The 25653-nt window shown below is 73.2% G+C and carries 26 protein-coding genes and 1 pseudogene; 16 read left to right on the top strand and 11 right to left on the bottom strand.

Translation table 11 applies throughout. The features are described from left to right. Nucleotides 1–100: 100 nt before the first annotated feature. The 3 genes from ACRAKJ_RS03725 (at nucleotide 101) to ACRAKJ_RS03715 (ending at nucleotide 2123) form a co-directional block, all read left to right on the top strand. On the top strand, nucleotides 101–868 hold the full coding sequence (locus ACRAKJ_RS03725; protein WP_438925109.1) for a trypsin-like serine protease: 768 nt from the start codon (nucleotides 101–103) through the stop codon (nucleotides 866–868). 189 nt (nucleotides 869–1057) lie between these two features. Next, nucleotides 1058–1624 carry a L,D-transpeptidase gene (locus tag ACRAKJ_RS03720; protein ID WP_447008873.1) on the top strand — a complete coding sequence of 189 codons (567 nt, stop codon included), beginning with the start codon at nucleotides 1058–1060 and terminating at the stop codon, nucleotides 1622–1624. Between the two features lie 67 nt (nucleotides 1625–1691). Next, nucleotides 1692–2123, top strand: coding sequence for a L,D-transpeptidase family protein (locus ACRAKJ_RS03715; protein ID WP_438925112.1), 432 nt, complete (start codon nucleotides 1692–1694; stop codon nucleotides 2121–2123). A gap of 51 nt (nucleotides 2124–2174) precedes the next feature. On the opposite strand, the gene ACRAKJ_RS03710 is transcribed toward ACRAKJ_RS03715, so the two are convergent. Continuing rightward, nucleotides 2175–3143, bottom strand: a complete 969-nt coding sequence (locus ACRAKJ_RS03710; RefSeq protein ID WP_438925113.1) for an FAD-dependent oxidoreductase — start codon at nucleotides 3141–3143, stop codon at nucleotides 2175–2177. Between the two features lie 65 nt (nucleotides 3144–3208). On the opposite strand from ACRAKJ_RS03710, the gene ACRAKJ_RS03705 reads away from it, so the two are divergent. The 3 genes from ACRAKJ_RS03705 (at nucleotide 3209) to ACRAKJ_RS03695 (ending at nucleotide 7896) form a co-directional block, all read left to right on the top strand. Continuing rightward, nucleotides 3209–4603, top strand: a complete 1395-nt coding sequence (locus tag ACRAKJ_RS03705; RefSeq protein WP_438925114.1) for an aspartate ammonia-lyase — start codon at nucleotides 3209–3211, stop codon at nucleotides 4601–4603. 226 nt (nucleotides 4604–4829) lie between these two features. Further along, a complete protein-coding gene (locus ACRAKJ_RS03700) occupies nucleotides 4830–6353 on the top strand; it encodes an ATP-dependent DNA ligase (RefSeq protein ID WP_438925115.1) in 1524 nt (507 codons plus the stop codon). A 103-nt stretch (nucleotides 6354–6456) separates the two neighbouring features. After that, nucleotides 6457–7896, top strand: coding sequence for a GuaB1 family IMP dehydrogenase-related protein (locus ACRAKJ_RS03695; protein WP_438925116.1), 1440 nt, complete (start codon nucleotides 6457–6459; stop codon nucleotides 7894–7896). A 170-nt stretch (nucleotides 7897–8066) separates the two neighbouring features. Here ACRAKJ_RS03695 and ACRAKJ_RS03690 read toward each other — a convergent pair whose 3' ends face one another. Further along, nucleotides 8067–9371, bottom strand: a complete 1305-nt coding sequence (locus ACRAKJ_RS03690; RefSeq protein WP_447008872.1) for a PhoH family protein — start codon at nucleotides 9369–9371, stop codon at nucleotides 8067–8069. A 459-nt stretch (nucleotides 9372–9830) separates the two neighbouring features. Beyond that, nucleotides 9831–11069 carry a DUF885 domain-containing protein gene (locus ACRAKJ_RS03685; RefSeq protein ID WP_438926988.1) on the bottom strand — a complete coding sequence of 413 codons (1239 nt, stop codon included), beginning with the start codon at nucleotides 11067–11069 and terminating at the stop codon, nucleotides 9831–9833. 231 nt (nucleotides 11070–11300) lie between these two features. Between ACRAKJ_RS03685 and ACRAKJ_RS03680 the strand changes: the two genes are divergently transcribed. After that, nucleotides 11301–11654 (top strand): hypothetical protein, encoded by a 354-nt coding sequence (locus ACRAKJ_RS03680; RefSeq protein WP_438926989.1) that lies wholly within the window; start codon nucleotides 11301–11303, stop codon nucleotides 11652–11654. Between the two features lie 558 nt (nucleotides 11655–12212). Beyond that, nucleotides 12213–12551 carry a hypothetical protein gene (locus ACRAKJ_RS03675; RefSeq protein WP_438926990.1) on the top strand — a complete coding sequence of 113 codons (339 nt, stop codon included), beginning with the start codon at nucleotides 12213–12215 and terminating at the stop codon, nucleotides 12549–12551. An 83-nt stretch (nucleotides 12552–12634) separates the two neighbouring features. On the opposite strand, the gene ACRAKJ_RS03670 is transcribed toward ACRAKJ_RS03675, so the two are convergent. Further along, the gene (locus tag ACRAKJ_RS03670; protein WP_438924729.1) at nucleotides 12635–13417 is read right to left on the bottom strand and encodes an isoprenyl transferase; all 783 of its coding nucleotides are present in this window, start codon (nucleotides 13415–13417) and stop codon (nucleotides 12635–12637) included. Between the two features lie 81 nt (nucleotides 13418–13498). Between ACRAKJ_RS03670 and trhA the strand changes: the two genes are divergently transcribed. Further along, entirely contained in the window at nucleotides 13499–14176 is a 678-nt protein-coding gene (gene trhA, locus ACRAKJ_RS03665; RefSeq protein WP_438924728.1) for a PAQR family membrane homeostasis protein TrhA, read from the top strand. Between the two features lie 48 nt (nucleotides 14177–14224). Next, entirely contained in the window at nucleotides 14225–14521 is a 297-nt protein-coding gene (locus ACRAKJ_RS03660) for a hypothetical protein (protein ID WP_438924727.1), read from the top strand. Here ACRAKJ_RS03660 and ACRAKJ_RS03655 read toward each other — a convergent pair. From ACRAKJ_RS03655 to ACRAKJ_RS03640, 4 genes are all read right to left on the bottom strand, one after another. Then, a complete protein-coding gene (locus tag ACRAKJ_RS03655) occupies nucleotides 14499–15494 on the bottom strand; it encodes a hypothetical protein (protein ID WP_438924726.1) in 996 nt (331 codons plus the stop codon). The two genes, ACRAKJ_RS03660 and ACRAKJ_RS03655, sit on opposite strands and share 23 nt — an antisense overlap. Next, a complete protein-coding gene (locus ACRAKJ_RS03650) occupies nucleotides 15491–16537 on the bottom strand; it encodes a M1 family aminopeptidase (RefSeq protein ID WP_438924725.1) in 1047 nt (348 codons plus the stop codon). The genes ACRAKJ_RS03655 and ACRAKJ_RS03650 overlap by 4 nt, the downstream gene beginning before the upstream one ends. Before the next feature lie 46 nt (nucleotides 16538–16583). Then, nucleotides 16584–17141: a hypothetical protein gene (locus ACRAKJ_RS03645; RefSeq protein WP_438924724.1), complete on the bottom strand. Its 558-nt coding sequence runs from the start codon at nucleotides 17139–17141 to the stop codon at nucleotides 16584–16586. Between the two features lie 147 nt (nucleotides 17142–17288). After that, nucleotides 17289–19253: a thioredoxin domain-containing protein gene (locus ACRAKJ_RS03640; protein ID WP_438924723.1), complete on the bottom strand. Its 1965-nt coding sequence runs from the start codon at nucleotides 19251–19253 to the stop codon at nucleotides 17289–17291. Between the two features lie 53 nt (nucleotides 19254–19306). Between ACRAKJ_RS03640 and ACRAKJ_RS03635 the strand changes: the two are divergent. Beyond that, nucleotides 19307–20059, top strand: a pseudogene (locus ACRAKJ_RS03635) (metallophosphoesterase); the annotation flags it as partial. Between the two features lie 10 nt (nucleotides 20060–20069). Here ACRAKJ_RS03635 and ACRAKJ_RS03630 read toward each other — a convergent pair. Together ACRAKJ_RS03630 and mca are read right to left on the bottom strand one after the other, a co-directional pair. Further along, complete coding sequence (locus ACRAKJ_RS03630; protein ID WP_438924722.1) at nucleotides 20070–20378, bottom strand: hypothetical protein; 309 nt, start codon at nucleotides 20376–20378, stop codon at nucleotides 20070–20072. Next, entirely contained in the window at nucleotides 20375–21256 is an 882-nt protein-coding gene (gene mca, locus ACRAKJ_RS03625; protein ID WP_438924721.1) for a mycothiol conjugate amidase Mca, read from the bottom strand. Before mca ends, ACRAKJ_RS03630 begins: the two co-directional genes overlap by 4 nt. A 127-nt stretch (nucleotides 21257–21383) precedes the next feature. Here mca and ACRAKJ_RS03620 point away from each other — a divergent pair, with 127 nt between their 5' ends. Both ACRAKJ_RS03620 and greA read left to right on the top strand, forming a co-directional pair. Next, nucleotides 21384–21794, top strand: a complete 411-nt coding sequence (locus ACRAKJ_RS03620; protein ID WP_438924720.1) for a DUF4307 domain-containing protein — start codon at nucleotides 21384–21386, stop codon at nucleotides 21792–21794. 185 nt (nucleotides 21795–21979) lie between these two features. Continuing rightward, nucleotides 21980–22474: a transcription elongation factor GreA gene (greA, locus tag ACRAKJ_RS03615; protein WP_438924719.1), complete on the top strand. Its 495-nt coding sequence runs from the start codon at nucleotides 21980–21982 to the stop codon at nucleotides 22472–22474. Nucleotides 22475–22589: 115 nt separating this feature from the next. Here greA and ACRAKJ_RS03610 read toward each other — a convergent pair whose 3' ends face one another. Continuing rightward, nucleotides 22590–23084: an Lrp/AsnC ligand binding domain-containing protein gene (locus ACRAKJ_RS03610; RefSeq protein ID WP_438924718.1), complete on the bottom strand. Its 495-nt coding sequence runs from the start codon at nucleotides 23082–23084 to the stop codon at nucleotides 22590–22592. 74 nt (nucleotides 23085–23158) lie between these two features. Between ACRAKJ_RS03610 and hppD the strand changes: the two genes are divergently transcribed. The 3 genes from hppD to ACRAKJ_RS03595 all read left to right on the top strand — a co-directional run bounded on the left by hppD (nucleotide 23159) and on the right by ACRAKJ_RS03595 (nucleotide 25544). After that, on the top strand, nucleotides 23159–24340 hold the full coding sequence (hppD, locus tag ACRAKJ_RS03605; protein WP_438924717.1) for a 4-hydroxyphenylpyruvate dioxygenase: 1182 nt from the start codon (nucleotides 23159–23161) through the stop codon (nucleotides 24338–24340). A gap of 168 nt (nucleotides 24341–24508) precedes the next feature. Further along, nucleotides 24509–24742 (top strand): hypothetical protein, encoded by a 234-nt coding sequence (locus ACRAKJ_RS03600; RefSeq protein WP_438924716.1) that lies wholly within the window; start codon nucleotides 24509–24511, stop codon nucleotides 24740–24742. Nucleotides 24743–25271: 529 nt separating this feature from the next. Further along, nucleotides 25272–25544 carry a DUF2277 domain-containing protein gene (locus ACRAKJ_RS03595; protein ID WP_438924715.1) on the top strand — a complete coding sequence of 91 codons (273 nt, stop codon included), beginning with the start codon at nucleotides 25272–25274 and terminating at the stop codon, nucleotides 25542–25544. Nucleotides 25545–25653 lie beyond the last annotated feature (109 nt).

The raw sequence follows: 25653 nt of genomic DNA, 5'->3' as shown, positions 1-25653 counted from the left end.
CCAACCGGTACCGGCCGATCGGCTGTGGTGATCACACGCCGTGCATCCCTAGTTTCCGATTCGTCCCCGAGCACCCTGCGCCGGGGACGGAGAGGAAGTGATGAAGGTTCGCACCCTGTTCACCGCGTTCGCGGTGGCGATCGGCGCGGCTCTCGCCAGTGCGGCCGGGGCGGCGGCGGCCCCGGCTCCGGACGGCGAGGTCACCCCGTTCATCGTCGGCGGCGGCAACGCCACGCAGACCTACTCGTTCATGGTCTCCCTGCAGAGCACCTCGGGCAGCCACTTCTGCGGCGGTTCGCTGATCAAGGCCAACTGGGTCGTCACGGCCAAGCACTGCGTCCAGGGCCGTTCGGCGTCCTCGATCCGGGCCCGCGTCGGCACGACCAACCGCACCAGCGGCGGCACCGTCGCCTCGGGCGCCCAGATCGTGAACCACCCGAGCTACGACATCGCGCTGGTGCGCCTGGCCACCTCGGTGGGCCAGGCGCCGATCTCGGTGGCGTCCACCTCGGGCGCCACGGGCACCGCCACCCGCATCATCGGCTGGGGCCAGACCTGCGCCCCCGCCGGCGGCTGCGGCGCGCCGGTGACGCTCCAGGAGCTGAACACGTCCATCGTGGCGGACGGCAACTGCCTGGGCATCTACGGCGCCTACGAGATCTGCACGAACAACCCCGGTGGTCGCGCGGGCGCCTGCTACGGCGACTCGGGCGGTCCGCAGATCAAGTCCGTGGGCGGCACCTGGCAGCTGATCGGCGCCACCAGCCGCGCCGGCAACAACAGCTCCACGTGCGCCACCGCACCGTCGATCTACGTGGACGTGCCGGCGTTCCGCTCGTGGATCGGCCAGTACGCGGGCGCGGTGTGACCCGCTAGCACCGGTGTCCGAGGGCCGTCCCGCCGCACGGTGGGGCGGCCCTCGCCGATTCGTTACCGAACGGGCTGCAACGAACCACCCGAGAGGGGCGTCATCAGGGCAGAACCAGCAGTGACACATGGGGGGTGCGCGATGCGCGCGAAGACTCTGGCAGCAACGGCAATCGCTTTCCTGGCCGCGGTGACGACCGCCTGCGGCACGTCCGGTCCGGCGGCCTCGGGGCCGTCGCCCACCTCGTCCGCGGCCCGGGACTCCACGTCCCCGTCCACTTCGGACACCTCCACGCCGGCCGCGTCGGCGTCCCCGACTTCTTCGTCCTCCGCGGCTTCCCCGTCCTCCCCGGCGTCCGCGTCGCCGGAGCCGCAGCCCGCGCCCGCCCCGCCGGTGACCGTGCCCGGCACGCCGTGCGACATCTCCGACGGCGCGTGCGTGCGGCTGTCCACGAACGAGTCGTGGCTGATCAGCGGCGGTCAGGTGAGCTACGGCCCGGTGCCGATCACCTCCGGCCGACCCGGGTACGAGACGCCCGTGGGCACGCACTCCGTGCTGTGGAAGGTCCGCGACGACTGGAGCCGCCCCTACAACGCGGCCATGCCGTTCTCGACCTACTTCGTGGGCAACGGAATCGCGTTCCACGAGGGCAGCCTGACCGACCCGTCGCACGGCTGCGTCCACCTGTCGCGCGAGGCCGCGGCGAGGTACTTCGAGACCCTCGCGGTCGGCGACCGGGTGCAGGTCACCGCCTGAGCGGTCGAGCCCGGGGCGGTTGAGCCGGCGCGGGGCCGGGTAGCCGAACCACGAGGAGTGATTCGAGATGAAGAAGACGATAGGCACGACGGCGATAGCCGCGGCGGCCCTGACCTTCGGCCTCGCGAGTCCCGCTTCCGCGGCGACCGGCACCCCGTGCTCCGTGCGGAACGGCGCGTGCGTGCAGCTCTCCACCAACCAGGCGTGGTTGGTCTACGACGGGAACGCCAGCTACGGTCCCGTCCGGGTCTCCCAGGGGATGCCCGGATACGAGACCCCGGTGGGCACCTTCCCCGTGCTGCGCAAGGTGAAGGACGACTGGAGCGTCCCCTACAACGGACCGATGCCGAACTCGGTGTACTTCACCACGACCGGCGTCGCGTTCCACCAGGGCGACACGAACACCCAGTCGCACGGCTGCGTCCGGCTGGGCGCACAGGATTCCCTGGTGTTCTACGACAACCTGTTCCCGGGCGAGCAGGTGCAGGTGGTGGCGTGACCCGGCCCGACGGGGCCCCCTCCCGGACCCGGGCGGCGGGGGCCCCGGCCGTCACGCGTTGCTGGAGTGCCCGGGGAACAGGTGCGCGTCCGGGTTCAGCAGGACGGCGATGTTGTTGACCGCGGTGGCGGCCTCGCCGAAGCCGGTGGCGATCAGCTTGACCTTGCCGGGGTACTGGGCGACGTCGCCCGCCGCGTAGACCCGGTCCCGCGCGGTGCGCATGGTGGTGTCCACGAGCACCGCCCGGTGGTCCAGCCGCAGGCCCCACGACTCGATCGGCCCGAGGTCGGCGGTGAAGCCCAGGGCGGCCACGACGGCCTGCGCGGGCAGCACCTCGCGGTCGCCGCCCTTGAGCCCCAGCTCGACCTCGGCCAGGTCCGGGTCGCCGCGCAGCTCCAGCACCTCGGCGTCGGTGATGATCGGCACGCCGAGGTCGCGGACCTGCCGCACGGTCGGCGGGTGGGCGCGGAAGGTCGCCCGGCGGTGCACGACCGTGACGCTGGAGGCGAGCGGGGCCAGCGCGAGGGCCCAGTCGAACGCCGAGTCGCCGCCGCCGACGACCACGACGTCCTGGCCGGTGTGCGCGGCGAGCGCGGGCACGAAGTGCACCACGCCCCGGCCGAGCCAGCCGTCGCCGGCGGGCAGCGGGCGGGGCCTGAACTCGCCCATGCCGGCCGTGATGAGCACGGCGCCCGCGCTGACCACCGCGCCGTCCGCGAGGCCCACGCGCAGGCGTTCGTCCACAGTGGACAGCGTGCGGGCCTGGCGGCCCAGCAGGTAGGTCGGTTTCCACTGGTCGGCCTGCTGCACCAGCGCGGTCACCAGCTCCCGCCCGCGCACCGCCGGGAAGCCGGCCACGTCGAAGATCATCTTTTCCGGGTACATGGCGGTGATCTGACCGCCCGCCTCCGGCAGCGCGTCCACCAGCGCCACCGACAGGTCCCGGAACCCCGCGTAGTAGGCGGCGAACAACCCCGTGGGGCCCGCACCGACGATGAGCAGGTCGACCTCAAGGTCCATGACCTCGACCATAGGTGTTCCGCGCCACCGTGCCCAGGAAGGTAAGGCGGTCCAAACTCGGTGGTATGGGTGAACAGGAGTACCGCGTCGAGCACGACACGATGGGCGAGGTCCGGGTGCCGGTCGACGCGCTGTGGCGTGCGCAGACGCAGCGCGCGGTGGAGAACTTCCCGATCTCCGGGCGCGGCCTGGAGCGCGCGCAGATCCGCGCGCTGGGCCTGCTGAAGGCCGCCGCGGCGCGGGTCAACGAGCGGTTGGGGGTGCTGGAACCCGAAGTCGCCGCGGCCATCGCGACGGCCGCCGACTCGGTGGCCGCGGGCGAGCACGACGAGCACTTCCCGGTGGACGTGTTCCAGACCGGGTCCGGCACGTCGTCGAACATGAACGCCAACGAGGTGATCGCCACCCTGGCCAGCCGGGCGCTGGGGCGCGACGTGCACCCGAACGACCACGTCAACGCCTCGCAGTCGTCCAACGACACGTTCCCGACGACGTTGCGCGTGGCGGCGACCGAGGCCGTGGCGACCGACGTGGTCCCGGCGCTCGAACACCTGGCGGGCGTGCTGGAGGCGCGGGCGGCGGACTGGACGTCGCTGGTCAAGTCCGGTCGCACGCACCTGATGGACGCGGTGCCCGTGACGCTCGGCCAGGAGGTCGGCGCGTGGGCGACGCAGGTCCGCAACGGCGTCGAGCGCCTGAACTCGTCGCTCCCCCGCCTGGCGGAGCTGCCGATCGGCGGCACGGCCGTGGGCAGCGGCCTGAACGCGCCCGCGGGCTTCGGCGCGGCCGTGTCGGCGGAGCTGGCGGCCGTGACCGGGCTGCCGCTGACCGAGGCGCGCGACCACTTCGAGGCGCAGGCGACGCAGGACGGCGTCGTGGAGATCTCCGGCCAGCTCCGCGCCACCGCCGTGGGCCTGTTCAAGATCGCGAACGACCTGCGCTGGCTGGGTTCCGGCCCCCGCACCGGCCTCGGCGAGCTGGCGCTGCCCGACCTCCAGCCCGGGTCGTCGATCATGCCCGGCAAGGTCAACCCGGTGATCCCCGAGGCCACGATGATGGCGGTGGCCCAGGTCATCGGCAACGACGCGGCGGTGGCGTTCGCCGGGTCGCAGGGCAACTTCCAGCTCAACGTGATGCTGCCGGTGATCGCGCGCAACGTCCTGGAGTCGTCCCGCCTGCTGGCCGCCGTGGCCCGCCTGCTGGCCGACAAGGTCCTGGTGGGCACCGAGCCGCAGGTGGACCGGATGCGCGAGTACGCCGAGTCGTCGCCCTCCATCGTGACGCCGCTCAACCGCTACCTGGGCTACGAGGAGGCGGCGTCGATCGCGAAGCAGTCGCTGAAGGAGCGCAAGACCATCCGCGAGGTGGTCCTGGAACGCGGCCACGTCCCCACCAAGCTGACCGAGCCCCAACTCGACGAGGCCCTGGACGTCCTCCGCATGGCCAACCCCACCCCCTGACCCCGCGAGAGTCCAACCTCCAGGCCCCGAGAGTCCAACCTCCGGGTCCCGAGAGTCCAACGCTCAGGCCCTCTGAGTTCTTCATTCGCGCCTCACGGCGTTAGGCCGAAACGCGAAACTCAGGGGGCCTGGAGGTTGGACTCTCGGGACCTGAGCGTTGGACTCTCGGGGTCTGGGGGTTGGACTCTCGGTGGTTGGGGTGGGTGGGGCGGGGCACCATGTGGGGGTGTTGTTCAGCGAAGTCGTCGAGACGTCCGCCGCCGTCGGGGCCACGCGGTCGCGGTTGGCCAAGGTCGAGGCCCTGGCCGGGCTGGTGCGCCGGATGACCACGCCCGCCGTCGTGTCGTTCCTCGTCGGGGTGCCCAGCCAGGGCCGCATCGGCGCGGGCTGGCGCACGGTGCTCGACCTCGACGTGCCGCCGGCCGACGCGCCGGTGCTCACGGTGCCCGACGTGGACGACGCGCTGGGCGCCTACGCGGCCGTCGCGGGCAAGGGGGCGGCGGCACGGCGGGTCGAGGCGCTGCGCTCGCTGTTCGCCCGCGCCACGGCCGCCGAGCAGGACTTCCTCAAGCGGCTGCTGACGGGCGAGCTGCGGCAGGGCGCGCTGGAGGGCGTGATGCTGGACGCCATCGCCAAGGCCGCCGGGGTGCCGGGCGAGGTGGTGCGGCGCGCGTTCATGCTGTCCGGCCGGCTGCCGGAGACGGCGGTGGCGGCGCTGACCGGCGAGGAGGCGCTGACCGCGTTCCGGCTGGAGGTGGGCCGCCCGGTCCGCCCGATGCTCGCCTCCCCCGCCGAGTCGCTGCCCGCCGCGCTGGCCGAGCTGGGCGCGTGCGCGGTCGAGCACAAGCTCGACGGCGCGCGCATCCAGGTGCACCGCGACGGCGACGACGTGCGGGTCTTCACCCGCACCCTGCGCGAGATCACCCGCACGGTGCCGGAGCTGGTCGAGCTGGTCCGCGGCCTGCCCTGCTCGTCGGTCGTGCTCGACGGCGAGACGCTGGCCCTGACCGACGAGGGCAAGCCCCGCCCGTTCCAGGAGACGATGAGCCGGTTCGGGGCCCAGGACGTGCGCGAGCTGCTCCTCAGCCCGTTCTTCTTCGACTGCCTGCACCTCGACGGCGTCGACCTGCTCGACCGCCCGCTGCGCGACCGGCGGGAGGCGCTGGCGCGGGTCGCGGGCGCCCACGTCGTCCCCGGCGCGGTCGAACCGGACGAGGCCGCCGCCGCCGAGGTGCAGGAGCGGGCGCTGGCCGCCGGGCACGAGGGCGTCGTGGTCAAGTCCCTCGACTCGCCCTACGCCGCCGGCCGCCGGGGCCGGGCGTGGCAGAAGGTCAAGCCGGTGCACACGCTCGACCTGGTGGTCGTCGGCGTCGAGTGGGGCAGCGGCCGGCGCAAGGGCTTCCTGTCCAACCTGCACCTGGGCGCGCGGGACCCCGACGGCGGCCCGCCGGTCATGGTCGGCAAGACGTTCAAGGGCCTCACCGACGAGCTGCTGGCCTGGCAGACGCGGGAGCTGCTCGACCGGGCGGTCGACCGGGACGAGTGGGTCGTCACCGTCCGGCCGGACCTGGTCGTCGAGATCGAGCTGGACGGCGTGCAGGTCAGCCCCCGCTACCCGGGCGGCGTGGCGCTGCGGTTCGCCCGCGTGCTGCGCTACCGGCCGGACAAGGACGCGGGCGAGGCCGACACGATCGACGCGGTGCGCGCGCTGCTCCCCGGCGCGGCACCGGCCGCCGGGCCGCCGCAGTAGTGCGGACCCGCCGGGGGGCGCGGGTCGGAGCCCCGAAGCCGGTGCCCGGCTCGTGCTCGTCACCAGGGCGGATTCGCCCCGCGACGGGTATCGTCAAGCTCTCGTGCGATTCATCGAAGGGCATCGGCCCAGCTACGACCTGACCTACGACGACGTCTTCCTCGTGCCCGGCCGATCGGCCGTGGACTCCAGGTTCGGCGTCGACCTGTCGACCCCCGACGGCACGGGGGCGACCATCCCGATCGTGGTCGCGAACATGACCGCGGTGGCGGGACGGCGGATGGCGGAGACGGTCGCCCGGCGCGGCGGTCTGGTCGTGCTCCCGCAGGACGTGGAGCCGCAGGCGGTCGCCGAGATCGTCGGGTGGGTCAAGGAGCGGCACGCGGTGTGGGACACGCCGCTCACGCTCGGCCCCGACGACTCCGTCGCCGACGCGGTCAACCTGCTGCACAAGCGCGCCCACGGCGCGGTGGTCGTCGTGGACGGCGACGGGCGGCCGGTGGGCGTCGTGGACGAGGCGGGCTGCGCCGGCGTCGACCGGTTCACCCGGCTGCGGGACGTGGCCGACGAGCGGGTCGTCACCCTGCCGCTGGACACCCCGCCGCGCGAGGTCTTCGCCCGGCTCGACGGCGGCACGCAGCGCGTCGCGCTCGGCGTGGACGGCGACGGCCGGCTGGCGGGCGTCATGACGGGCCTGGGCGCGCTGCGCGCCGAGGTGTACGCGCCGGCGCTGGACGCGGGCGGCAGGCTGCGGGTGGCCGCGGCGGTCGGCGTGAACGGCGACGTGACGGCCAAGGCCGAGCGGCTGCTGGCGGCGGGCGTGGACGTGCTGGTCGTCGACACCGCGCACGGCCACCAGGAGAAGATGGTCGCCGCGCTGAAGGCGGTCCGCGAGGCCGGGCCCGAGGTGCCGGTGGTGGCGGGCAACGTGGTGACCGCGGAGGGCGTGCGCGACCTGGTCGAGGCGGGCGCGGACATCGTGAAGGTCGGTGTCGGGCCGGGCGCGATGTGCACGACGCGGATGATGACCGGCGTGGGCCGGCCGCAGTTCTCGGCGGTCGCGGAGTGCGCGGCCGAGGCGCGCCGGCTCGGCAGGCACGTGTGGGCCGACGGCGGCGTGCGGCACCCCCGGGACGTGGCCCTCGCGCTGGCGGCGGGCGCGGCGAGCGTCATGGTCGGGTCCTGGTTCGCGGGCACCTACGAGTCGCCCGGCGACCTCCAGCGCGACGAGCAGGGCCGGCTCTACAAGGAGTCGTTCGGCATGGCGTCGAAGCGCGCCGTCAGCGCACGGACCCGCACGGACGGCGCGTTCGACCGGGCGAAGAAGGGCCTGTTCGAGGAGGGCATCTCCACGTCGCGGATGCGGCTCGACCCGCTCCGCCCCGGTGTGGAGGACCTGCTGGACTCGATCACCGCGGGTGTCCGCTCGGCCTGCACGTACGCGGGCGCGCAGACCGTGGAGGAGTTCCACGAGCGGGCCGTGCTGGGTGTCCAGAGCGCCGCGGGCTTCGCCGAGGGACGGCCGCTGCCCGCCGGCTGGTAGGAACCCGCCGGACGACCGGCGGACGACCGGCGGGCCCGAGCACCGGGCTCGCCGGACCGGCCCGACCACCGGGCCGACCACCGGGCCGACCGTCGGCACGGCCACCGGCACGCCGCTCCGGCGGGCGTGCCGCGGCGGGGCCCGCCCCCGGCGGGAGCGGGCCCCGGCCGTCAGGACGCGTAGTCCTCCAGCATCTCGGTCACCAGCGCCGCGATCGGCGAGCGCTCCGACCGGGTCAGGGTGACGTGCGCGAACAGCGGGTGGCCCTTCAGCTTCTCGATGACCGCCGCCACGCCGTCGTGCCGCCCGACGCGCAGGTTGTCGCGCTGCGCCACGTCGTGCGTGAGCACGACCCGCGAGTTGGTGCCCAGCCGCGACAGCACGGTGAGCAGGACGTTGCGCTCCAGCGACTGCGCCTCGTCGACGATGACGAACGAGTCGTGCAGCGACCGGCCCCGGATGTGGGTCAGCGGCAGCACCTCCAGCATGCCGCGGTCCATGACCTCCTCGACCACGTCCTGGCTGACCAGCGCGCCGAGGGTGTCGAACACCGCCTGCGCCCACGGCTGCATCTTCTCGCTCTCGGAGCCCGGCAGGTAGCCCAGCTCCTGCCCGCCCACCGCGTACAGCGGGCGGAACACGACGACCTTGCGGTGCTGGCGGCGCTCCATGACCGCCTCCAGGCCCGCGCACAGCGCGAGCGCCGACTTGCCGGTGCCGGCCCGCCCGCCCAGCGAGACGATGCCGACCTCGGTGTCGAGCAGCAGGTCCAGCGCCACGCGCTGCTCCGCGGACCGGCCGTGCACGCCGAACGCCTCGCGGTCGCCGCGCACCAGCCTGACCTGCTTGTCCGCGGTGACCCGGCCCAGGGCGCTCGACGTGCCCGCGAGCAGCCGCAGGCCGCTGTGGCACGGCAGCTCGGCCACGCGGGCGAGGTCGGGCGCGCCGGGGTCGAACGTCGCCGGGTCGATCACGCCGTCCCGGTACAGGGCGTCCACGACGGACTGGTCGACGTCCACGTCGGACATCCCCGAGAAGCCCGACAGGGTGACGTCGTGCGCCCGGTACTCCTCCGCGGCGAGGCCGACGGCACCGGCCTTGACGCGCAGGGGCATGTCCTTCGTGACCAGCGTGACGGCGTTGCCCTCGGCCGCGAGGTTGAGCGCGCAGGCCAGGATGCGGGCGTCGTTGGAGTCCGTGCGGAAACCCGCGGGCAGCACCTCCGGGTCGGAGTGGTTGAGCTCGACGCGCAGGACGCCCCCGTGCTCGCCGATCGGCACCGGGTTGTCCAGGCGGCCGTGCTTCAGCCGCAGGTCGTCGAGCAGCCTCAGCGCCTCCCGCGCGAACCAGCCCAGCTCGGGGTGGTGCCGCTTGCCCTCCAGCTCGCTGATCACCACGAGCGGCAGCACGACCTCGTGCTCCGCGAACCGCGTGGTGGCCATCGGGTCGGAGAGCAGCACGGACGTGTCCACCACGTACGTGTTGGTCGTGGGCGCGCCACGGCGCCGAGAAGTGCTGCGCGATGAGCCTGAGGAACGGCTCGCGGGTCGTCGTGCGTTCACGGCAACTCCCTCACGAACGCGGCACCCGCGTCCGCTCCTCGCTGGGCCAGGCACCACCCCGATCGACCGGTACGCCGTCACGCTCTGGCGCACCGACCACGAGGGCCGGGTGCCGGCCCCCTCGTGCTCACCGCCACGATCAGGGCCTCCCTGCGCGGTCCGCAGTGGACGCGTCCCGCCAACCGGAAGTTACCTCCGCAGTCCCTCTTATGCAGGCAGCCACACAGGTGATTCGTCAATTCGTCACCTGGTCGCAAAACGCGGGAAAGATGGCCACAACGGGTGCTTGCGCGGCGCCACCGGCCGTCACACCGGCGCAACGCGCCCTCGTCCGCGCAGCTCAGCGGCCTGACGGCCGTCCCGGTGATCCGGTCACCCAGGGTCGCGGGGCAGCCAGGGCACGCCCTCGTCGATCTCCTGCCGGAGGGTCCGCGGCACCAGCGGCTCGTCGAGGAGTCTCAAATAGCGGTCACCGAGGGTGTCCGCCGGGGCGCGGAGGTCGAGCCACGCCCGCAGCAGCCGCACGCCCTCGACGTAGGTGGTGGTGTAGGCCCGCCACAGCGGGTCGGCGAGGAAGCGCAGCATGTGCCGGGCCCGCCGCTCGGGCACGAGCAGCCAGCGGCGCAGGAACTCGACCACCTCGTCGGGGTGGGCGCGCCGGTCGTGCAGCATCAGCGCGGCGTCCTGGCGCACGGTGAGCAGCCCGGACAGCGCCCCCTCGACGCGCTCGGCCAGCTCGCCGTCCATCCGCAGGCCCAGGTCGCCGACGACGTCCTCGGTCCAGCGGCCCCAGCCCGCGCCGACCACGGCGTGCAGGCCCAGCTCGGCCATGCCCTCGGCCATCAGGCACTGCGGCGAGTTGATCAGGAAGATCGACTGCTCGGCGTGGCCGCGCTTGCCGACCAGGCCGACCTCCTTGCGGCAGTGCTCGGTGTGGTGGCCGGGGTAGGACTCGTGCGCGACCAGGTGCGGCAGGTTGGACGTGCGGTGGCCCAGGTCGGCGTTGATCGCGACCCGCGAGCGGAAGCCGCCCAGGTAGTAGTTGAACCCGCTCCACGGCTTGTCGGTGACCACCTCGTACTCGACGACCTCGTGCGCGGGCAGCTCGTAGCGCTGCCGGACGCGGTCGCGCAGCGCGCTGGACAGGGCGTGCACGACGGGCCCGAGCTTGCGCGGCGGCACCTCGTCCAGGGCGCGGTGGTCGGCGAGCCGCTCGGCCAGCGACCCGCCGCCGGGCAGCAGGGCGTCCAGCTCGACGTGGGCGCGGCGGTAGGTGTCGGGGTGGCCGGGGCGCACGTCGACCTGGAAGTACGACCGGACCTCCTCCACGAACGGCACGCGCACGCCCGCGAGCCGGCGCGCGGTGGTCTCGGCGGCCACCAGGTGCGCCTCCAGGAACCGCTTGCGCTCCGGTTCCAGGTCGGTGCCCGGCAGCTCGCGGCGCAGCAGGGCGGCGCGCTCGGCGAGCGTGGCGGGGTGCGGGCGGGGCGCGTCGTCCACGGCCCGGAGCAGCGCCCGGTCCCCGGTGAACGAGTCGACCAGTCCAGGCACCAGTTTCCCGAGCCCCAGCCCGAGCACCTGGTACTCCCGCACGATCCCGTCGCCGTCCACAGGTCGGAGACGATACGAGAGGACCGCGCGATTTACCACAGGGCCACGGGCACCGCGAATCACCCGAAGAAGAACACCTTTTCGTGGGATGACAGACCGCCCGGCGTCACACAATAGGGTTATCAGCCTTCGAGCGGGGGTCCGGGTTCGGTAGTTTGCCCGCGACGAACCCGCTTGCGGGCTTCTCACAGCGCTGACAAAACGGGGAAACCCATGAAGAGGAGAGTGCAAGTGCTGAAGAAGGCAAGCACCGTTGCCGCAGTCGTGGCCGGGCTCATGATGCTCGGCTCCCCCGCGTTCGCCCTGAGCGGCGAGCCGGACGAGCACGGCTTCCACCCGGTCGACGGCGGCAACTTCGCGATCGGCGAGGCGGACCTCGCGTACCTGGAGGGCGAGAACGGCGACGTTTCCGACCAGTTCGGCGCCATCAACTTCGGCAACGACTCGGACCTGCTGAGCCAGCTCAACGTCTGCAACACCGAGGTCAACGTCATCGCCGTGCCGGTGCTGTCGCACAACGACCACCCGAACCTGTGCGTCAACACCGACGACGACGACAACGACACCGTGGTCGCCGGCGAGTAAGTCGGTCGAACCCGACGTCACCGCCCCCGGAGCGGTGGTCCGCACAGCGCGGACCACCGCTCTTCGCGTTCGCGGACCGCGTGACCGGCCCGGCGGCACGGACCCGGCGATACCGGCCCGGCGATACCGGCCGCCTCGCGCGAGCGGCTGACGCGCGCGAATCCGCCCCGCGGAAAACACCGGTCCCACACTTCCCGGTGAACGAATTCCGGGCACCAGGGGAAATGCACCGGGCACTCCACACGTTCACCACGGAGAGTGCCGGGAATGCACTCCATCACTCTTCCGTGGTAACGCCGCCGAGAAAGTCCCAGTCGGATTAAATACCGAAGGGCGAAGCGTGCCGGAAGGCATGATCGATACCCAGTGCGACATAGCCCACAAACGAACAGAAAAATAATTCACACGATAGTGTCAGAGAGCTGACTCCGCCGCTGTCAGGCGGTAAATTATCGCTCCGAGGGCATCACCGCCTGAGCCGCCGGATTCCCCCGGACCGAATGCTTGAACGGGGACGCGGGGGTCATCACAAATTCTCATCAGAGGAGTGTGTTCCACATGTTGAAGAAGGCAGGCGTCGTCGCCATGGCCGCTGCGGGTCTCGTGATGCTGGGCTCCCCGGCCTTCGCGTCGCCGGGCCACGAGGACCACTGGGGCGGCAACTACGCCATCGGCGAGGTCGAGGCCTACTACGAGGAGGGCGAGGAGGGCGACGAGGTTGACCAGATCGGCCTCGTCAACTTCGGCAACGACTCCGACCTGCTGAGCAACCTCAACGTCTGCAACACCGAGGTCAACGTCATCGCGGTGCCGATCCTCTCGCACAACGACGAGAACCTGTGCATCAACACCGACAACGACGACAACGACACCGAGGTCGCGCACGACGGCGAGTGAGCCGACGGGCACCGAACCGCGTTGAGGTCGCGAGGGGCGGCACTCCCACCGGGAGTGCCGCCCCTCGGCGTTCCCGAGGGGCGTCAGGACCCGAAGCGGCGGTGCCGGATGGCGTAGTCGCGCAGGGCGCGCAGGAAGTCGGTGCGGCGGAACTCCGGCCAGTACGCCTCGCAGAACCAGAACTCCGAGTGCGCCGACTGCCACAGCATGAACCCGGACAGCCGCTGCTCGCCCGAGGTGCGGATCAGCAGGTCGGGGTCGGGCTGGCCGGAGGTGTAAAGGTGCTCGGCGATGTGGTCGACGTCGAGGACCTCGGCCAGCTCCTCGATCGTGCCGCCGCTCTCGGCGTGCTTCTGGAGCAGCTTGCGCACGGCGTCGGCGATCTCCTGCCGGCCGCCGTAGCCGACCGCGACGTTGACCTCCAGGCCGGTGCGGGAGCGCGTGCGCAGGGACGCGGCGGACAGCCGGGCCGCGGTCTCGGTGGGCAGCATGTCGAGCGCGCCGACGTGCCGCACGCGCCACGGGTTACCGGGTTCGGCCAGCTCGTCGACGATGTCGGCGATGATGTCGAGCAGCGGCCCCAGCTCGTCGTCCGGGCGGTTGAGGTTGTCCGTGGACAGCATCCACAGGGTCACCACCTCGACGCCGGACTCGCGGCACCAGGTCAGCAGCTCCAGGATCTTGCGGGCACCCGCGCGGTGGCCGTGCGCGACGTCGGTGAAGCCGGCCTCCTTGGCCCAGCGGCGGTTGCCGTCGAGCACGACGCCGACGTGGCGCGGCCGTTGCCTGCCGTCCAGCCACCGGGTGAGCCGGTACTCGTAGATCGGGAGGAGGAACCGGTCCTTGATGCGCTCGCGAAGACCCACGCTGGCAGAGCGTACGCCGCGTGGGGCTGGTCACCGCGACACGTGCTGCCGGCGCACCTACGGTCCCGTAACCTCGGGCGGGTGACCACGTCGACGCAGTCCCACCTCCCGGCGCCCTCCCTGCGGCCCCGCTTGCGCGGCTGGCTGCACCTCTGGTCGTTCGTCGTCTCGGTGGCGACGGGGGCCGTGCTGATCGCGCTGGCCGCCGCCACCGTGTCCGCCAAGGCCGCCCTCGCCACGTCCGTGTACGGGGTGACGGTGCTCGGCCTGTTCGGGGTGAGCGCCCTCTACCACCGGGTCAACTGGGTGAGCGTGCGGGCGCGCACCTGGATGAAGCGCCTGGACCACTCGATGATCTTCGTGTTCATCGCGGGCACCTACACCCCGTTCGCGCTGCTGGCCATGCCGCCGGCCACGGGCAACGTCGTGCTGGCCGTGGTGTGGATCGGCGCCCTGGCCGGCGTGGCGCTGAAGCTGGCCTGGCCGCACGCCCCGCGCTGGCTCGGCGTGCCCATCTACATCGCCCTGGGCTGGGTGGCGGTGTTCGTCCTGCCCGACCTCCTGCACCACGCGGGCGTGGCGGCCCTGGCGCTCATCATCGCGGGCGGCCTCCTCTACACGGTGGGCGCGATCTTCTACGCCACCCGCTGGCCCAACCCCTGGCCGCAGGTCTTCGGCTACCACGAGTTCTTCCACGCGGCCACGGTGCTGGCGGCGATCTGCCACTACATCGCCATCTGGTTCGCGATCTACTCCTGACGGGGGCTGTCTGCCGTGGCGTTCGTGACCGGTCGTGCGGTGCGGTGGGTGAGCGACGAGCCCTTCCCCGGGTGGGTCGAGGTGCGGCTCACCGACGCGCACGGGGTGGAGTGGAGCCTGTTCGACAAGCCCACCGCGTTCGACGACGAGGGGCGGCTGCGGGGCAACACCGCGTACCCCGTCGAGGTCGAGGTGGCGTGCGAGGTGGTCGGGCGCGGCAGCCTGGCGGACGGCACGGAGGTGGTGACGGTGTCGACGCGGCTCCCGCTGGGGATCGAGGCGGTCGACGGGCGGACCGAGTTCCTGGTGGACGTCGACCAGGTCAACGAGGCCGCAGGGCGGTGAACGCGGCCGCCGCGCGGGTCGCCGCGGCCCGCACGTGGGGCTCGTAGTGGGCCGGGTCGGCGTGCTCCACCAGCGGCAGGGTGAGCCGGTTGTCGTCGCGGTGGCGGCCCCGGTGGGTGAGTCGGGTCGGGAAGAGGGACTCGGCGAAGTCCGCGACGTCGCGCACCCACCAGCGGGGGCCGGGGACCGCGACGGCGTGGTCGTCCCGGCGCGGGGTGAGCAGGGCGGCGCCCGGCGGGGTCAGGTCGTGGTCCCACTCGCCCGTCCAGAGGTGCGCGACCGGGACGGCGGGCGGGCGGCGCAGGCCACCGGTGCCGGGCAGGTCGCGCCAGTCGAACACCACCCACCAGCCGGGCAGCGGGTCCGGTGGTGATGCGGTGACCCAGGCGAGGCCGGGGCGCCCGGCGGCGTCGAGGGCGGCGGTGGTGCCGCGGACGGCGGCCAGCACCTGCGCGACGCCCTCGGCCAGGGCGCGCCGGTTGAGGGCGGTGGCGCGCGCGACCGGGCTGCCCGGGTCGGCGAGGGCGGCGGCGTGGGCGCGCCGCCAGGCGGCGAAGCGCTCCTCGGCCTCCCGCTGCACGCGTCGGGCCCCTTCTTCCGCGCGGGCGCGGGCCGCCGCGCGTTCCGCCTCCGCGCGGGCCGCGCGGGCCTCGACCTCGGCGCGGACGGGGGCGTAGCGGGCGTCGGCGGCGGCGACCCGGGCGGCGAACTCGCGCTCGGCGGCGGCGCGGCGGAGGCGGGCGGCGACCCGGAACGAGCGGTCGCGCCGCTCCAGCGCCTCGACGACCTCGGTGAGGAACCGGTGGGCCGCCGCGTTCCACGCCTCGACCTCGGCCGGGTCGGCGGCGAGCTCGACCCCGGCGACCGGGGGCGCGCCCAGGGCGGCGTGGAGGTCGTCGTCCAGGGCGTACCGCCCGGCGGGCGGGAACCAGTAGGCGGTGAACCCGTGCCACCGCACCAGCAGCGCCGTCACGCCGCCCAGCGTGCCCCGAAGTCCGCCACCGTGGCGTGGCCGTGCGCGAACTCGCCCAGCAGGGATTTCAGGCCGCGCAGCAGGGCGGGGCGGCCGACGCGCGCCTCGACCTCCAGCACGCGGGCCAGGTGCGGTGCGTAGGGGCGGTCGGGCAGCGGGTCGCCGGGCAGGTCGTCCCACGGTCGCCCGCCGGGCAGGAACCGCTCGACGAACAACCTGCTCAGGTACACCGCGAGGCCCTCGACCAGCCAGGACGCGGTGCTCACCAGGTTGCCGACCCAGGCGTGCGCGACCTCGTGGCTGATCACGGTCATCGCGTAGCGCGGCGCGCCGAGCCGGTCGAGCACGACCTGGTCGAACAGCACCAGTCCCGGCGAGGACAGCGCCAGCGACGGGAACTCGTGCACGAACACGGCCTCGCACTTCGGGTACGGGTAGGGCCCGAGCAGGTCCTCGAAGAACAGGACGGACCTGGTCAGCAGTTCGGCGACGACGCCGCCGTCGACCGCCGAGCGCGAGGCGGGCACGTGCACGGAGGGCGTGACGGCGGCGAACGGGCCGGCCGCCGCGGCGACCACGATCGGCGGGATGGGGTGCGTCGGCGCGAACTCCCGCACCCCGCCGGAGCGGGCGCGCAGCGGGGCGTTGGCCAGGCACGTCCACGACGGCGGCGCGGTGACGGTCAGCGTCACGGGCGCGCGCAGCCGCTGGTCGTCGAAGCAGCACATGGTGCGCGGCGCGGCGTTGGGGTAGTTGGTGGCGTAGAGGTAGACGTGCCCGTCGACGGGGTCGGTGACGCGGCGGAACCCGCGGTCGGAGAACGCGAACAGCGCGTCGACCTCCAGCAGGTTGACCGGGCCGAGGTCGGTCAGCGGGGCCTCGCACCTGATCGGGCGCCCGTTCAGCGTGGCGCTGAGCACCTCGGCGGCGGCCAGGTCGACGTAGTCGCGACCGCCGCGGAAGCGGACCGCGGTGCGGCCCCGCACCTCCGGTTCGACCGGGTCGAGGTGCCAGGTGAGCGCGTAGGAGTCTACTGAGAACACGGTGATCCCCCCGTCCTCCGAGGCTAGTCGGGGAACGGGGGTCCCGTCACGCGAGGTCGGGCCCTTGGCGCCGCAGGTCGTCGACCTTGGTCATGGCGTCGCGCAGCTCGGCGAGCCACGTGTCGGCGTGCTCGCCGACCAGGCGCACGGCCCAGGCCAGCGCCTCGGAGCGGGACCGGGCGACGCCGGCCGCGACGAGGGTGTCCAGCACCTTGCGCTCGGGCTGCCGCAACCGCGTCATCACGGGCGCGGACAGCGTGGTGAACAGCTCCTCGGTGCCGCCGAGCCGGGCGCCCCAGGCGACCTTGCGCCGGTAGCGGTGCTCGGCCTGGCGGGCGATCTCGATCCGCTCGTCGCGGGTCTGCTCCCGGAACCGGCTGATCCGGCCGGACTCGGCGGCGGCCCGCTCGGCGTCGTCGGCGAACGCGCCCTCCAGCGGCGGCAGGACGCCCACCACCACGATCTCCTCGCGGTCGACGCTCACCGAGGGCGCCTCGGCGAACCACCCGTCGGGCAGGCGGCCCGCGAACCAGGCCCCCGCGTCGTCGGCCGGGGGCTGCTCGGCCTGCGGCCACCCGCCCCTGCTTCCCCATCCGCGTCGCATCTCGCACCACCTCGATTACACGATTACGTCGTAACCGACGCTACGCGCGCACCGGGTGAGGTCCAGGGGGTTCGCTGACGGTGGACAGGTCCGGGGCGGCCAGGTCAGCGGGCAGCCAGGTCCGGGGCGGCCAGGTCAGCGGCCAGGTCAGCGGGCGGCCAGGGCCTCGGTCAGCTCGGCGGTCGTGGTGACGGGCCGGTCGCACACGTAGCCGCGGCACACGTAGGCCGCCGCGCGGCCGTCGACCAGCGGGCGGTCCTCCAGCAGCGGCGCGCCGCCGGGGTCGCCGGAGACCACCACGCCGCCGCCGTGCACCCCGGCCCACGCCGCCCGGACGAGGTCGTCGTCACCGCCGACGACGGCCACCTGCACCGGTCCCAGGGCGAGCGCCTCGGCGACGCCGAGCCAGTGCCCGGCGAAGCGCGGTTCCCGCGCGACGAGCAGCCCGGCCCGCTCCAGGGCGGCCTCCGCGGCCTCGCGGTAGCGCGCCGGACCGCCCAGTGCCGAGGCCGTGACCAGCGCGGACGCCAGCGACGACGCGCCGGACGGCGTGGCGTTGTCCGACGGGTCCGACGGCCGCTGCACGAGCGCCTCGGCGTCGTCGGCGGTGTCGTAGTAGACGCCCGGCTCCTCCCCCGCGAACCGCGCCAGCGCGGTGTCGAGCAGGCCGCACGCCTCGGTGAACCACCGCGCGTCGCCGGTCGCCTGGTGCAGCGCGAGCAGGCCGTCGGCGAGGCAGCCGTGGTCCTCCAGCACACCCGCAGCCGTGCCCGCGACGCCGTGGCGGGAGGTGCGGCGCAGCCGCCCGTCGACGACGTGGGTGCCCAGGAGGAGTTCGGCGGCGCGCACGGCCGCCGCCACCCAGCGGGGTTCGCCGAGCACCGCGCCCGCCTCGGCGAGGGCCGCGACGGCCAGGCCGTTCCACGCGGTCACGACCTTGTCGTCGCGCCCCGGCTGCGGCCTGCGCGAACGCGCCTCCAGCAGCCTGGCGGCCAGGTCCGGGTCGGCGTCGCCGAGCAGCCGCAGCGTGGACGTGCCGTGCTCGAACGTGCCCTCGTCGGTGACGCCGTACAGGGCCGCGGCGCGGGAACCCCCGGCGAGGCCGAGCACCTCGACGAGCTGCGCGGGCGTCCACACGTAGGTGGCGCCCTCGACCCCGTCCGTGTCGGCGTCCAGCGACGCGGCGAACCCGCCCTCGGGCGTGCCCAGGTCGCGGAGCAGGAACTCGGCGGTCGCCCGCGCCACCCGCGCGTGCGCCGGGTCGTCGTCGCGGCGGGCCAGGTGCGCGTAGGCGCGCAGCAGCAGGGCGTTGTCGTAGAGCATCTTCTCGAAGTGCGGCACGACCCACGCGGCGTCCACGGAGTAGCGCGCGAACCCGCCGGCGAGCTGGTCGTGGATGCCGCCGGACGCCATCGCGGCGCACGTGGCGCGGGCCATCGACAGCGCCTCGACCGACCCGGTGCGCTCGTGGTGGCGCAGCAGGAACTCCAGCACCGTCGACGGCGGGAACTTGGGCGCGCCGCCGAACCCGGCGTTGGCCCGGTCGAAGTGCCCGAGCAGCGACACCACCGCGCCCGCCAGCACGTCTTCGTCCACAGTGGACCGGGGCAGCGGGGTGAACGCCAGCTGGGAGGCGATCCCGGCGGCGGACTCGCGCACCTCGTCGCCCTGCTCGCGCCACGCGTGCGCGATGGCCTCCAGCACCTGCCCGAACGACGGCGTCCCCGGCCGGGGCGACGGCGGGTAGTAGGTGCCCGCGTAGAACGGCTCGCCGCCGGGCGTGAGGAAGACCGTCATGGGCCACCCGCCGTGCCCGCTCAGCGCCTGCGTGACGGCCATGTAGACGGCGTCCACGTCCGGCCGCTCCTCGCGGTCGACCTTGACGTTGACGAAGTGCTCGTTCATGTACGCGGCCGTCGCGTCGTCCTCGAACGACTCGTGCGCCATCACGTGGCACCAGTGGCAGGCCGCGTAGCCGACGCTGAGCAGCACCGGCACGCCCCGCTCGCGCGCCTCGGCGAACGCCGCGGGCGACCACTCCCACCAGTCGACCGGGTTCTCCGCGTGCTGGAGCAGGTACGGGCTGGTCGAGGACGCGAGCCGGTTCGTCATGGCCCCACGGTAAATCCCCGCCGCCGACCGGACCGCTCGGCGAGAATGTGCCGGTGATCGACGAACCGGCGCGCCAGCCGCACGACCTGAGCCACCTGACCGGACCGTTCGACGTGGTCGGCGACGTGCACGGCTGCCGCGTCGAGCTGGACCACCTGCTGCGCGAGCTGGGCTACTCCCCCGACGGCGAGCACCCCGAGGGCCGCACGGTCGCGTTCCTCGGCGACCTCGTCGACCGCGGCCCGGACACGCCGGGCGTGCTGCGGCTGGCCATGGGCATGGTGGCGGCGGGCAACGCCATCGCGGTGCGCGGCAACCACGAGGAGAAGCTGGTGCGCGCCCTGCGGGGCCGCGCCGTGCAGGTGGCGCACGGCCTGCGCGAGTCGCTCGACCAGCTCGCGCGCGAGACGCCGGGGTTCCGGGCCCGCGCGCTGGAGTTCTGCGACTCCCTGGTGCCGCACTACGTCCTCGACGGCGGCCGGCTCGTCATCGCCCACGCGGGCCTGCCCGAGCGCTACCACGGCGTGCAGTCGCCGAAGATGCGCGCCCTGGCCCTGTGGGGGCAGTCCACGGGCCGGCACGACGAGCGCGGCTTCCCCGTCCGCCACCCGTGGGCGGACGAGTACTCGGGCGCGGCGACGGTCCTCTACGGGCACACGCCCGTCGAGGCGCCGGAGTGGGTGAACGGGACGCTGTGCCTGGACACCGGCTGCGTGTTCGGCGGCCGGCTGACCGCGCTGCGCTACCCGGAGCGCGAGATCGTCTCCGTGCCCGCCCGCCGCGCCTGGTACGAGCAGGCGCGGCCCTAGGCGGCCCCTAGCCCTCCTCGACGGCCCCGTCGGCCTTCGCGGTCTTGCCTGTCTTCGCGGTGCCGGTCTTCGCGGGCTCGCCGTCGGTCCCGGCGGGCTCGTCGAAGGACGCGGGCAGCTTCTTCAGGTGCTTGTTCATCGACCGCACCAGGAAGAACACCGCGATGAAGAACAGCACCAGGAGCAGCAGGCCCAGCGGGGAGGACTTGCCGAAGTCCTCCTGCTGGCCACCGGGGTCCTTGTCGGTCGACGGCTGCTGCGCGAGCACCACCGCCGTGGTCAGCTCCAGCGGGACCGGGGTCGGGAGCGCCGTCACGCGGTCACCTTCTCCCGGACGCCCGCGAACAGGTCGTCCTCCGGCACGGTGCTGTCGACCAGCGACCTCGCCAGCTCGTACTCCTCGGTCGGCCACACCTCGCGCTGCGTCTCCAGCGGCACGGCGAACCAGCGGCTCGTCGGGTCGATCTGGGTGGCGTGGGCCTTCAGCGCCTCGTCGCGGACCGGGAACCAGTCCGCGCACTCGACCTGCGTGGTGACCCGCTCCATGACGTCGGGCCGGTCCTCGCCCCACCCGGCCAGCCACTCGGCGTACGGCGACTCCTGGCCGGCCGCGAGCAGGGCCTCGTGGAACGCCATCAGCTTCGCGCGCGAGAAGCCGTGGCTGTAGTAGAGCTTCAGCGGCTGCCACGGCTCGCCCAGCTCGGGGTAGCGGTCCGGGTCGCCCGCGGCGTCGAACGCGGCGACGGACACCTCGTGGCAGCGGATGTGGTCGGGGTGCGGGTAGCCGCCGTTCTCGTCGTAGGTGACGATCACGTGCGGGCGGAACTCGCGGATGACCTCCACCAGCGGCGGGGTGGACTCCTCCAGCGGCACGAGGGCGAAGCAGCCCTCGGGCAGCGGCGGCAGCGGGTCGCCCTCGGGCAGGCCCGAGTCGACGAAACCCAGCCAGCGGTGCTGCACGCCGAGGATCTCGGCGGCGCGCGCCATCTCGGCGCGGCGGATGCCGGCCATGTCGGCGAGCACCTCGGGGCGGTCCATGGCGGGGTTCAGGATGCTGCCCGCCTCGCCGCCGGTGCAGGTGACGACCATGACCTCGTGGCCCTCGGCGACGTAGCGGGCCATCGTGGCGGCGCCCTTGCTCGACTCGTCGTCGGGGTGCGCGTGCACCGCCATCAGGCGCAGCTTCTCAACCATGACGGTGGTGCTCCTCCTCCGGTACCCGGCCCCGCGGGGGCCTGGCGGACGGGGCCGAACGGCCCCCTGCGACACTCAACCGATCGCTGGCGGTCATTGTTCCCCACGGGCAGGAGGGCGTTCGCAGGTGGCACTGCCCGAAGGTCGGTACGGCACCCGACGCCGCCCCCTCCCGAAGTGGGCCCGTTGGTCACTCCCCGTGATCGCGGTGCTCATCGGCGGGGTTATCGCCTGGGTGGGCTACCGCAACCTCGGCACCATGCCCGTGGAGGCGAAGCAGACCGCGTTCACCGTCCGGGACGACAGCACGGTGGAGGTCACCTTCGAGGTCGTCCGGGAGACGCCCGAGGACGCCGTCGTGTGCATCGTGCGCGCGCGTTCCGAGGACGGCGACGAGAGCGGGCGCCGCGAGGTGCTCGTGCCGCCGGGGCCCGGCACGGTCCGGCAGACGACCGTGCTGAAGACGTCGAAACCGCCTGTTACCGGAGAGGTTTTCGGCTGCTCGTACCAGGTACCGGCTTACCTGTCCACGAGGTAGCGGCCAAGCGGGTGATCTGCGCTTTCAGCGGCCGATCCGGGAACAAAACGCCGTCGCCGAACGTTGTGCGCGTGTTACTCTGGCCTTTCAGCACGGCCCCGACGCGGGCCGTGTTTTTCCGTTCCGGGTTGGTGCGCCCGGGAACAGCCAGCCCACGCCGTGGGCCGGCGCAAGACGAGGAGTTGGTGACCGTGAGCGACACTGAGGTGACCTGGTTGACCCAGGAGGCCTACGACCGGCTCAAGGGAGAGCTGGACGAGATGATCGAGAACCGCCCGGTCATCGCCGCGGAGATCAACGCGCGTCGGGAAGAGGGTGACCTCCGCGAGAACGGCGGTTACCACGCCGCCCGTGAGGAGCAGGGCAAGCAGGAGGCCCGCATCCGCCAGTTGCAGGAGCTGCTGCGGGTCGCGAAGGTCGGCGAGGCGCCGACGGTCGCGGGCATCGCCGCACCCGGCATGGTGCTCACGGTGCGTTACGCCGGGGACGACGAGACCGAGGAGTTCCTGCTCGCCACCCGTGAGGAGGGCGCGCACGGCGCGCTGGAGGTCTACTCCCCCTCGTCCCCCCTGGGCAAGGCGTTGCTCGGCGCGAAGGACGGCGAGACCCGGCAGTACGAACTGCCCAACGGCAGCACGATGAAGGTGACGCTCATCAAGGCGGTGCCCTACGCGGGCTAGCCCCACAGACACCGGGAGGGGCGGCCACCACGCGGAGGTGGCCGCCCCTCCTGCTTGTCGGGCTGCTTGCCGAGGGTCGCCGGGCTGCTTGCCGGGCTGCTCGTCGGGCAGGTGTTCAGCGGATGCGCTCCAGCAGGGGGCGCACGCGCGGCGGGACGGGCGTGGACAGGGCGATCGAGGTCGAGAGCCGCTGCACGCCCGGCACGTCGACGATCGAGTCGATCACCCGTTGCAGGTCGGCGTTCGAGCGGGCCACCAGGCGCGCGAACAGGTCGCCCTGGCCGGTGGTCGCGTGCACCTCGCACACCTCGTTGATGGCGGCCAGGCCGTCGCACACCTCCTGCCGCCTGCCCTGGGCGATCTCCAGCACGGCGAACGCGGTGAGGCCGTAGCCCATCGCGGCCAGGTCGAGCGCCGGCGGGAAGCCGGTCAGCACGCCCCGCGCCACCAGCCGGTCCAGCCGCGCCTGCACCGTGCCGCGCGCCACCCCCAGCCGCCGCGAGCACTCCAGCACGCCCAGCCGCGGCTCGTCGGTGAGCAGCAGCAACAGCCGCGCGTCGAGCGCGTCCACGACCTGGTCAGAGTGTTCAACCTGCTGGGGTTCGGGCATGGCTCACTGTACAAATCGACCAGCGAAACAACCAACTGTTGCTCACCCTGACCAGGCGCGCACATCCTGGGTGCATGACGCAGCAGCTTGACGACGTGAGCTACGACCAGCTCCGCCAACTCGTGGGCCTGGTCGACTACGACGGGACGCGGGACCCGTTCCCCGTCCGCTCCATGGACGCCGTGGTCTTCGTGGTCGGCAACGCGACCCAGACCGCGTGGTTCTACCAGGTGGCCTTCGGGATGCAGCTCGTCGCCTACGCCGGCCCCGAGACCGGGCAGCGGGACCACAAGTCCTTCGTGCTCAAGTCCGGGTCCGCGCGGTTCGTGATCAACGGTGGCGTCTCGCCCGACAGCCCGCTGCTCGACCACCACCGGCGGCACGGCGACGGCGTCGTCGACCTCGCCCTGGAGGTCGCCGACGTCGACCGGTGCGTCGAGCACGCGCGGTCGCAGGGCGCCACCGTGCTCGTGGAGCCGCACGACCTGTCCGACGAGCACGGCACCGTGCGGGTGGCGTCCATCGCGACGTACGGCGAGACCCGGCACACCCTCGTCGACCGGTCCGAGTACACCGGCCCGTACCTGCCCGGATATGTGGCGAGGGAGAGCACGGTCGTCCGGCCCGAGGGCGCGCCGAAGCGGTTGTTCCAGGCGGTCGACCACTGCGTGGGCAACGTCGAGCTGGGCCGGATGGACTACTGGGTCGAGTGGTACAACCGCGTCATGGGCTTCGTGAACATGGCGGAGTTCATCGGCGACGACATCGCGACGGACTACTCGGCGCTGATGTCGAAGGTCGTGTCGAACGGCAACCACCGGGTCAAGTTCCCGCTCAACGAGCCCGCGGTCGCGCAGAAGAAGTCGCAGATTGACGAGTACCTGGAGTTCTACGAGGGCGCCGGCGTGCAGCACATCGCGCTCGCCACGAACGACATCGTGACGACGCTGAAGGCCATGCGCGCGGCGGGCGTGGAGTTCCTGGAGACGCCCGACTCGTACTACGACGACCCGGAGCTGCGGGCGCGCATCGGTGAGGTGCGGGTGCCGATCGAGGTGCTCAAGGAGCACCGCATCCTGGTCGACCGGGACGAGGACGGGTACCTGCTCCAGATCTTCACCAAGCCGATCGGCGACCGGCCGACCGTGTTCTACGAGCTGATCGAGCGGCACGGGTCGCTGGGCTTCGGCAAGGGCAACTTCAAGGCGCTGTTCGAGGCGATCGAGCGCGAGCAGGAGCGCCGCGGCAACCTCTGACGCGCAGTCCAGGAACTCCGCGGGGGTTTCCGACGTTGTGGTCGGCAACGGGCCGGTCCGGGCACCCCCGGGCCGGCCCTTCCTGTCGGAAAGCTGACGATGCCCTGACGGGTGCCCCGGGACCGGTACCCTCGGTGTATCTCACACAGCATTCACCTGGAGGGTGGCATGGCGCTCGCGGCTCGGGTCACCGCGGTGCTCCCGCTCGTCGGAGCGGTCGCCACGGCCGCGGCGCTGACCGGTGCGGCCTTCTTCTCCGTGGCCCACGCGGGGTGCGCGGACACGGGGCGGTTCGTGGACCGCGGGGGCGTGGTCGAGTTCGTCGGTGGTTGCGTGGACGGCGAGGACCTGCCCGCCGTGCCGCCCAGGGTGGAGAACGCGCGGTACCCCGTCCAGCCGTGACCTGGGGTTATGCGTTTTCGGGCTGCACGATCGGGTGATCATGGGGCCGAACATGTACGGAAACGCCGTTACGCCACTCGGTGAAGACATGAGGAACCCGGCACCACCACCCGACCCGAACCCACCCCCACGCCGCCCCCGACCCCGGCCCGTGCCCCGACCCCGGCCGTGACGGCGGTCCCGGCCGTGACGGCGGTCCCGGCCCCGGCCCTGACGGCGGCAACCCGCACCACCCCCGCCGCCCACCCACTCGCCTCACGCACCTGCCGCCGCGCCGCCCACCCGCGCACGCCTCGCGCCGCCCACCCGCGCCACCCGCGCCGCACGCACGCGCCTCGCGCCGCCCGCGCGGATCACCGCCCGCCGCCCGCTGCCCGCCGTCTGCCCTCGGCCCGCGCGATCGGTGCGGCGAGCCGGCAACGGGTGGAGTCGAGGTCGGCGCGGCGCGGTCGGCAGGCGAGGGCGGGGCGGCGCGTGGGGATGTCGGCGGTTGGGCGTGTGCCGGGGGGATTTGGGCGATAGTGGGGGCATGTGTCGCAACATCAGGGTGCTCCACAACTTCGAGCCGCCCGCCACGGATGACGAGGTCCACGCGGCGGCGGTGCAGTACGTGCGCAAGGTCAGCGGGTCGACGCACCCGTCGGCGGTCAACCAGGAGGCGTTCGACGCGGCCGTCGAGGCGGTCGCGGAGGCCACTCGCGCGTTGTTGGCGTCGCTGGTGACGAAGGCCCCGCCGCGTGATCGCGAGGTGGAGGCGGCGAAGGCCAAGGAGCGCGCCGCGGTTCGCTACGGATCGCGGTGAGGCGGCAGCCGGCTGGGCGGCAGCTGGCTGGGCGATGAGCGGTGGGCAACAGGCGGTAGGGCGGCGGTGAGCAGCAGGACGGCGTGCGACGGCCGACCGGGCATGGGGC

This window comes from Saccharothrix sp. DSM 118769 (assembly GCF_052936295.1).
This window is presented reverse-complemented; position numbering and strand designations above follow the sequence as displayed.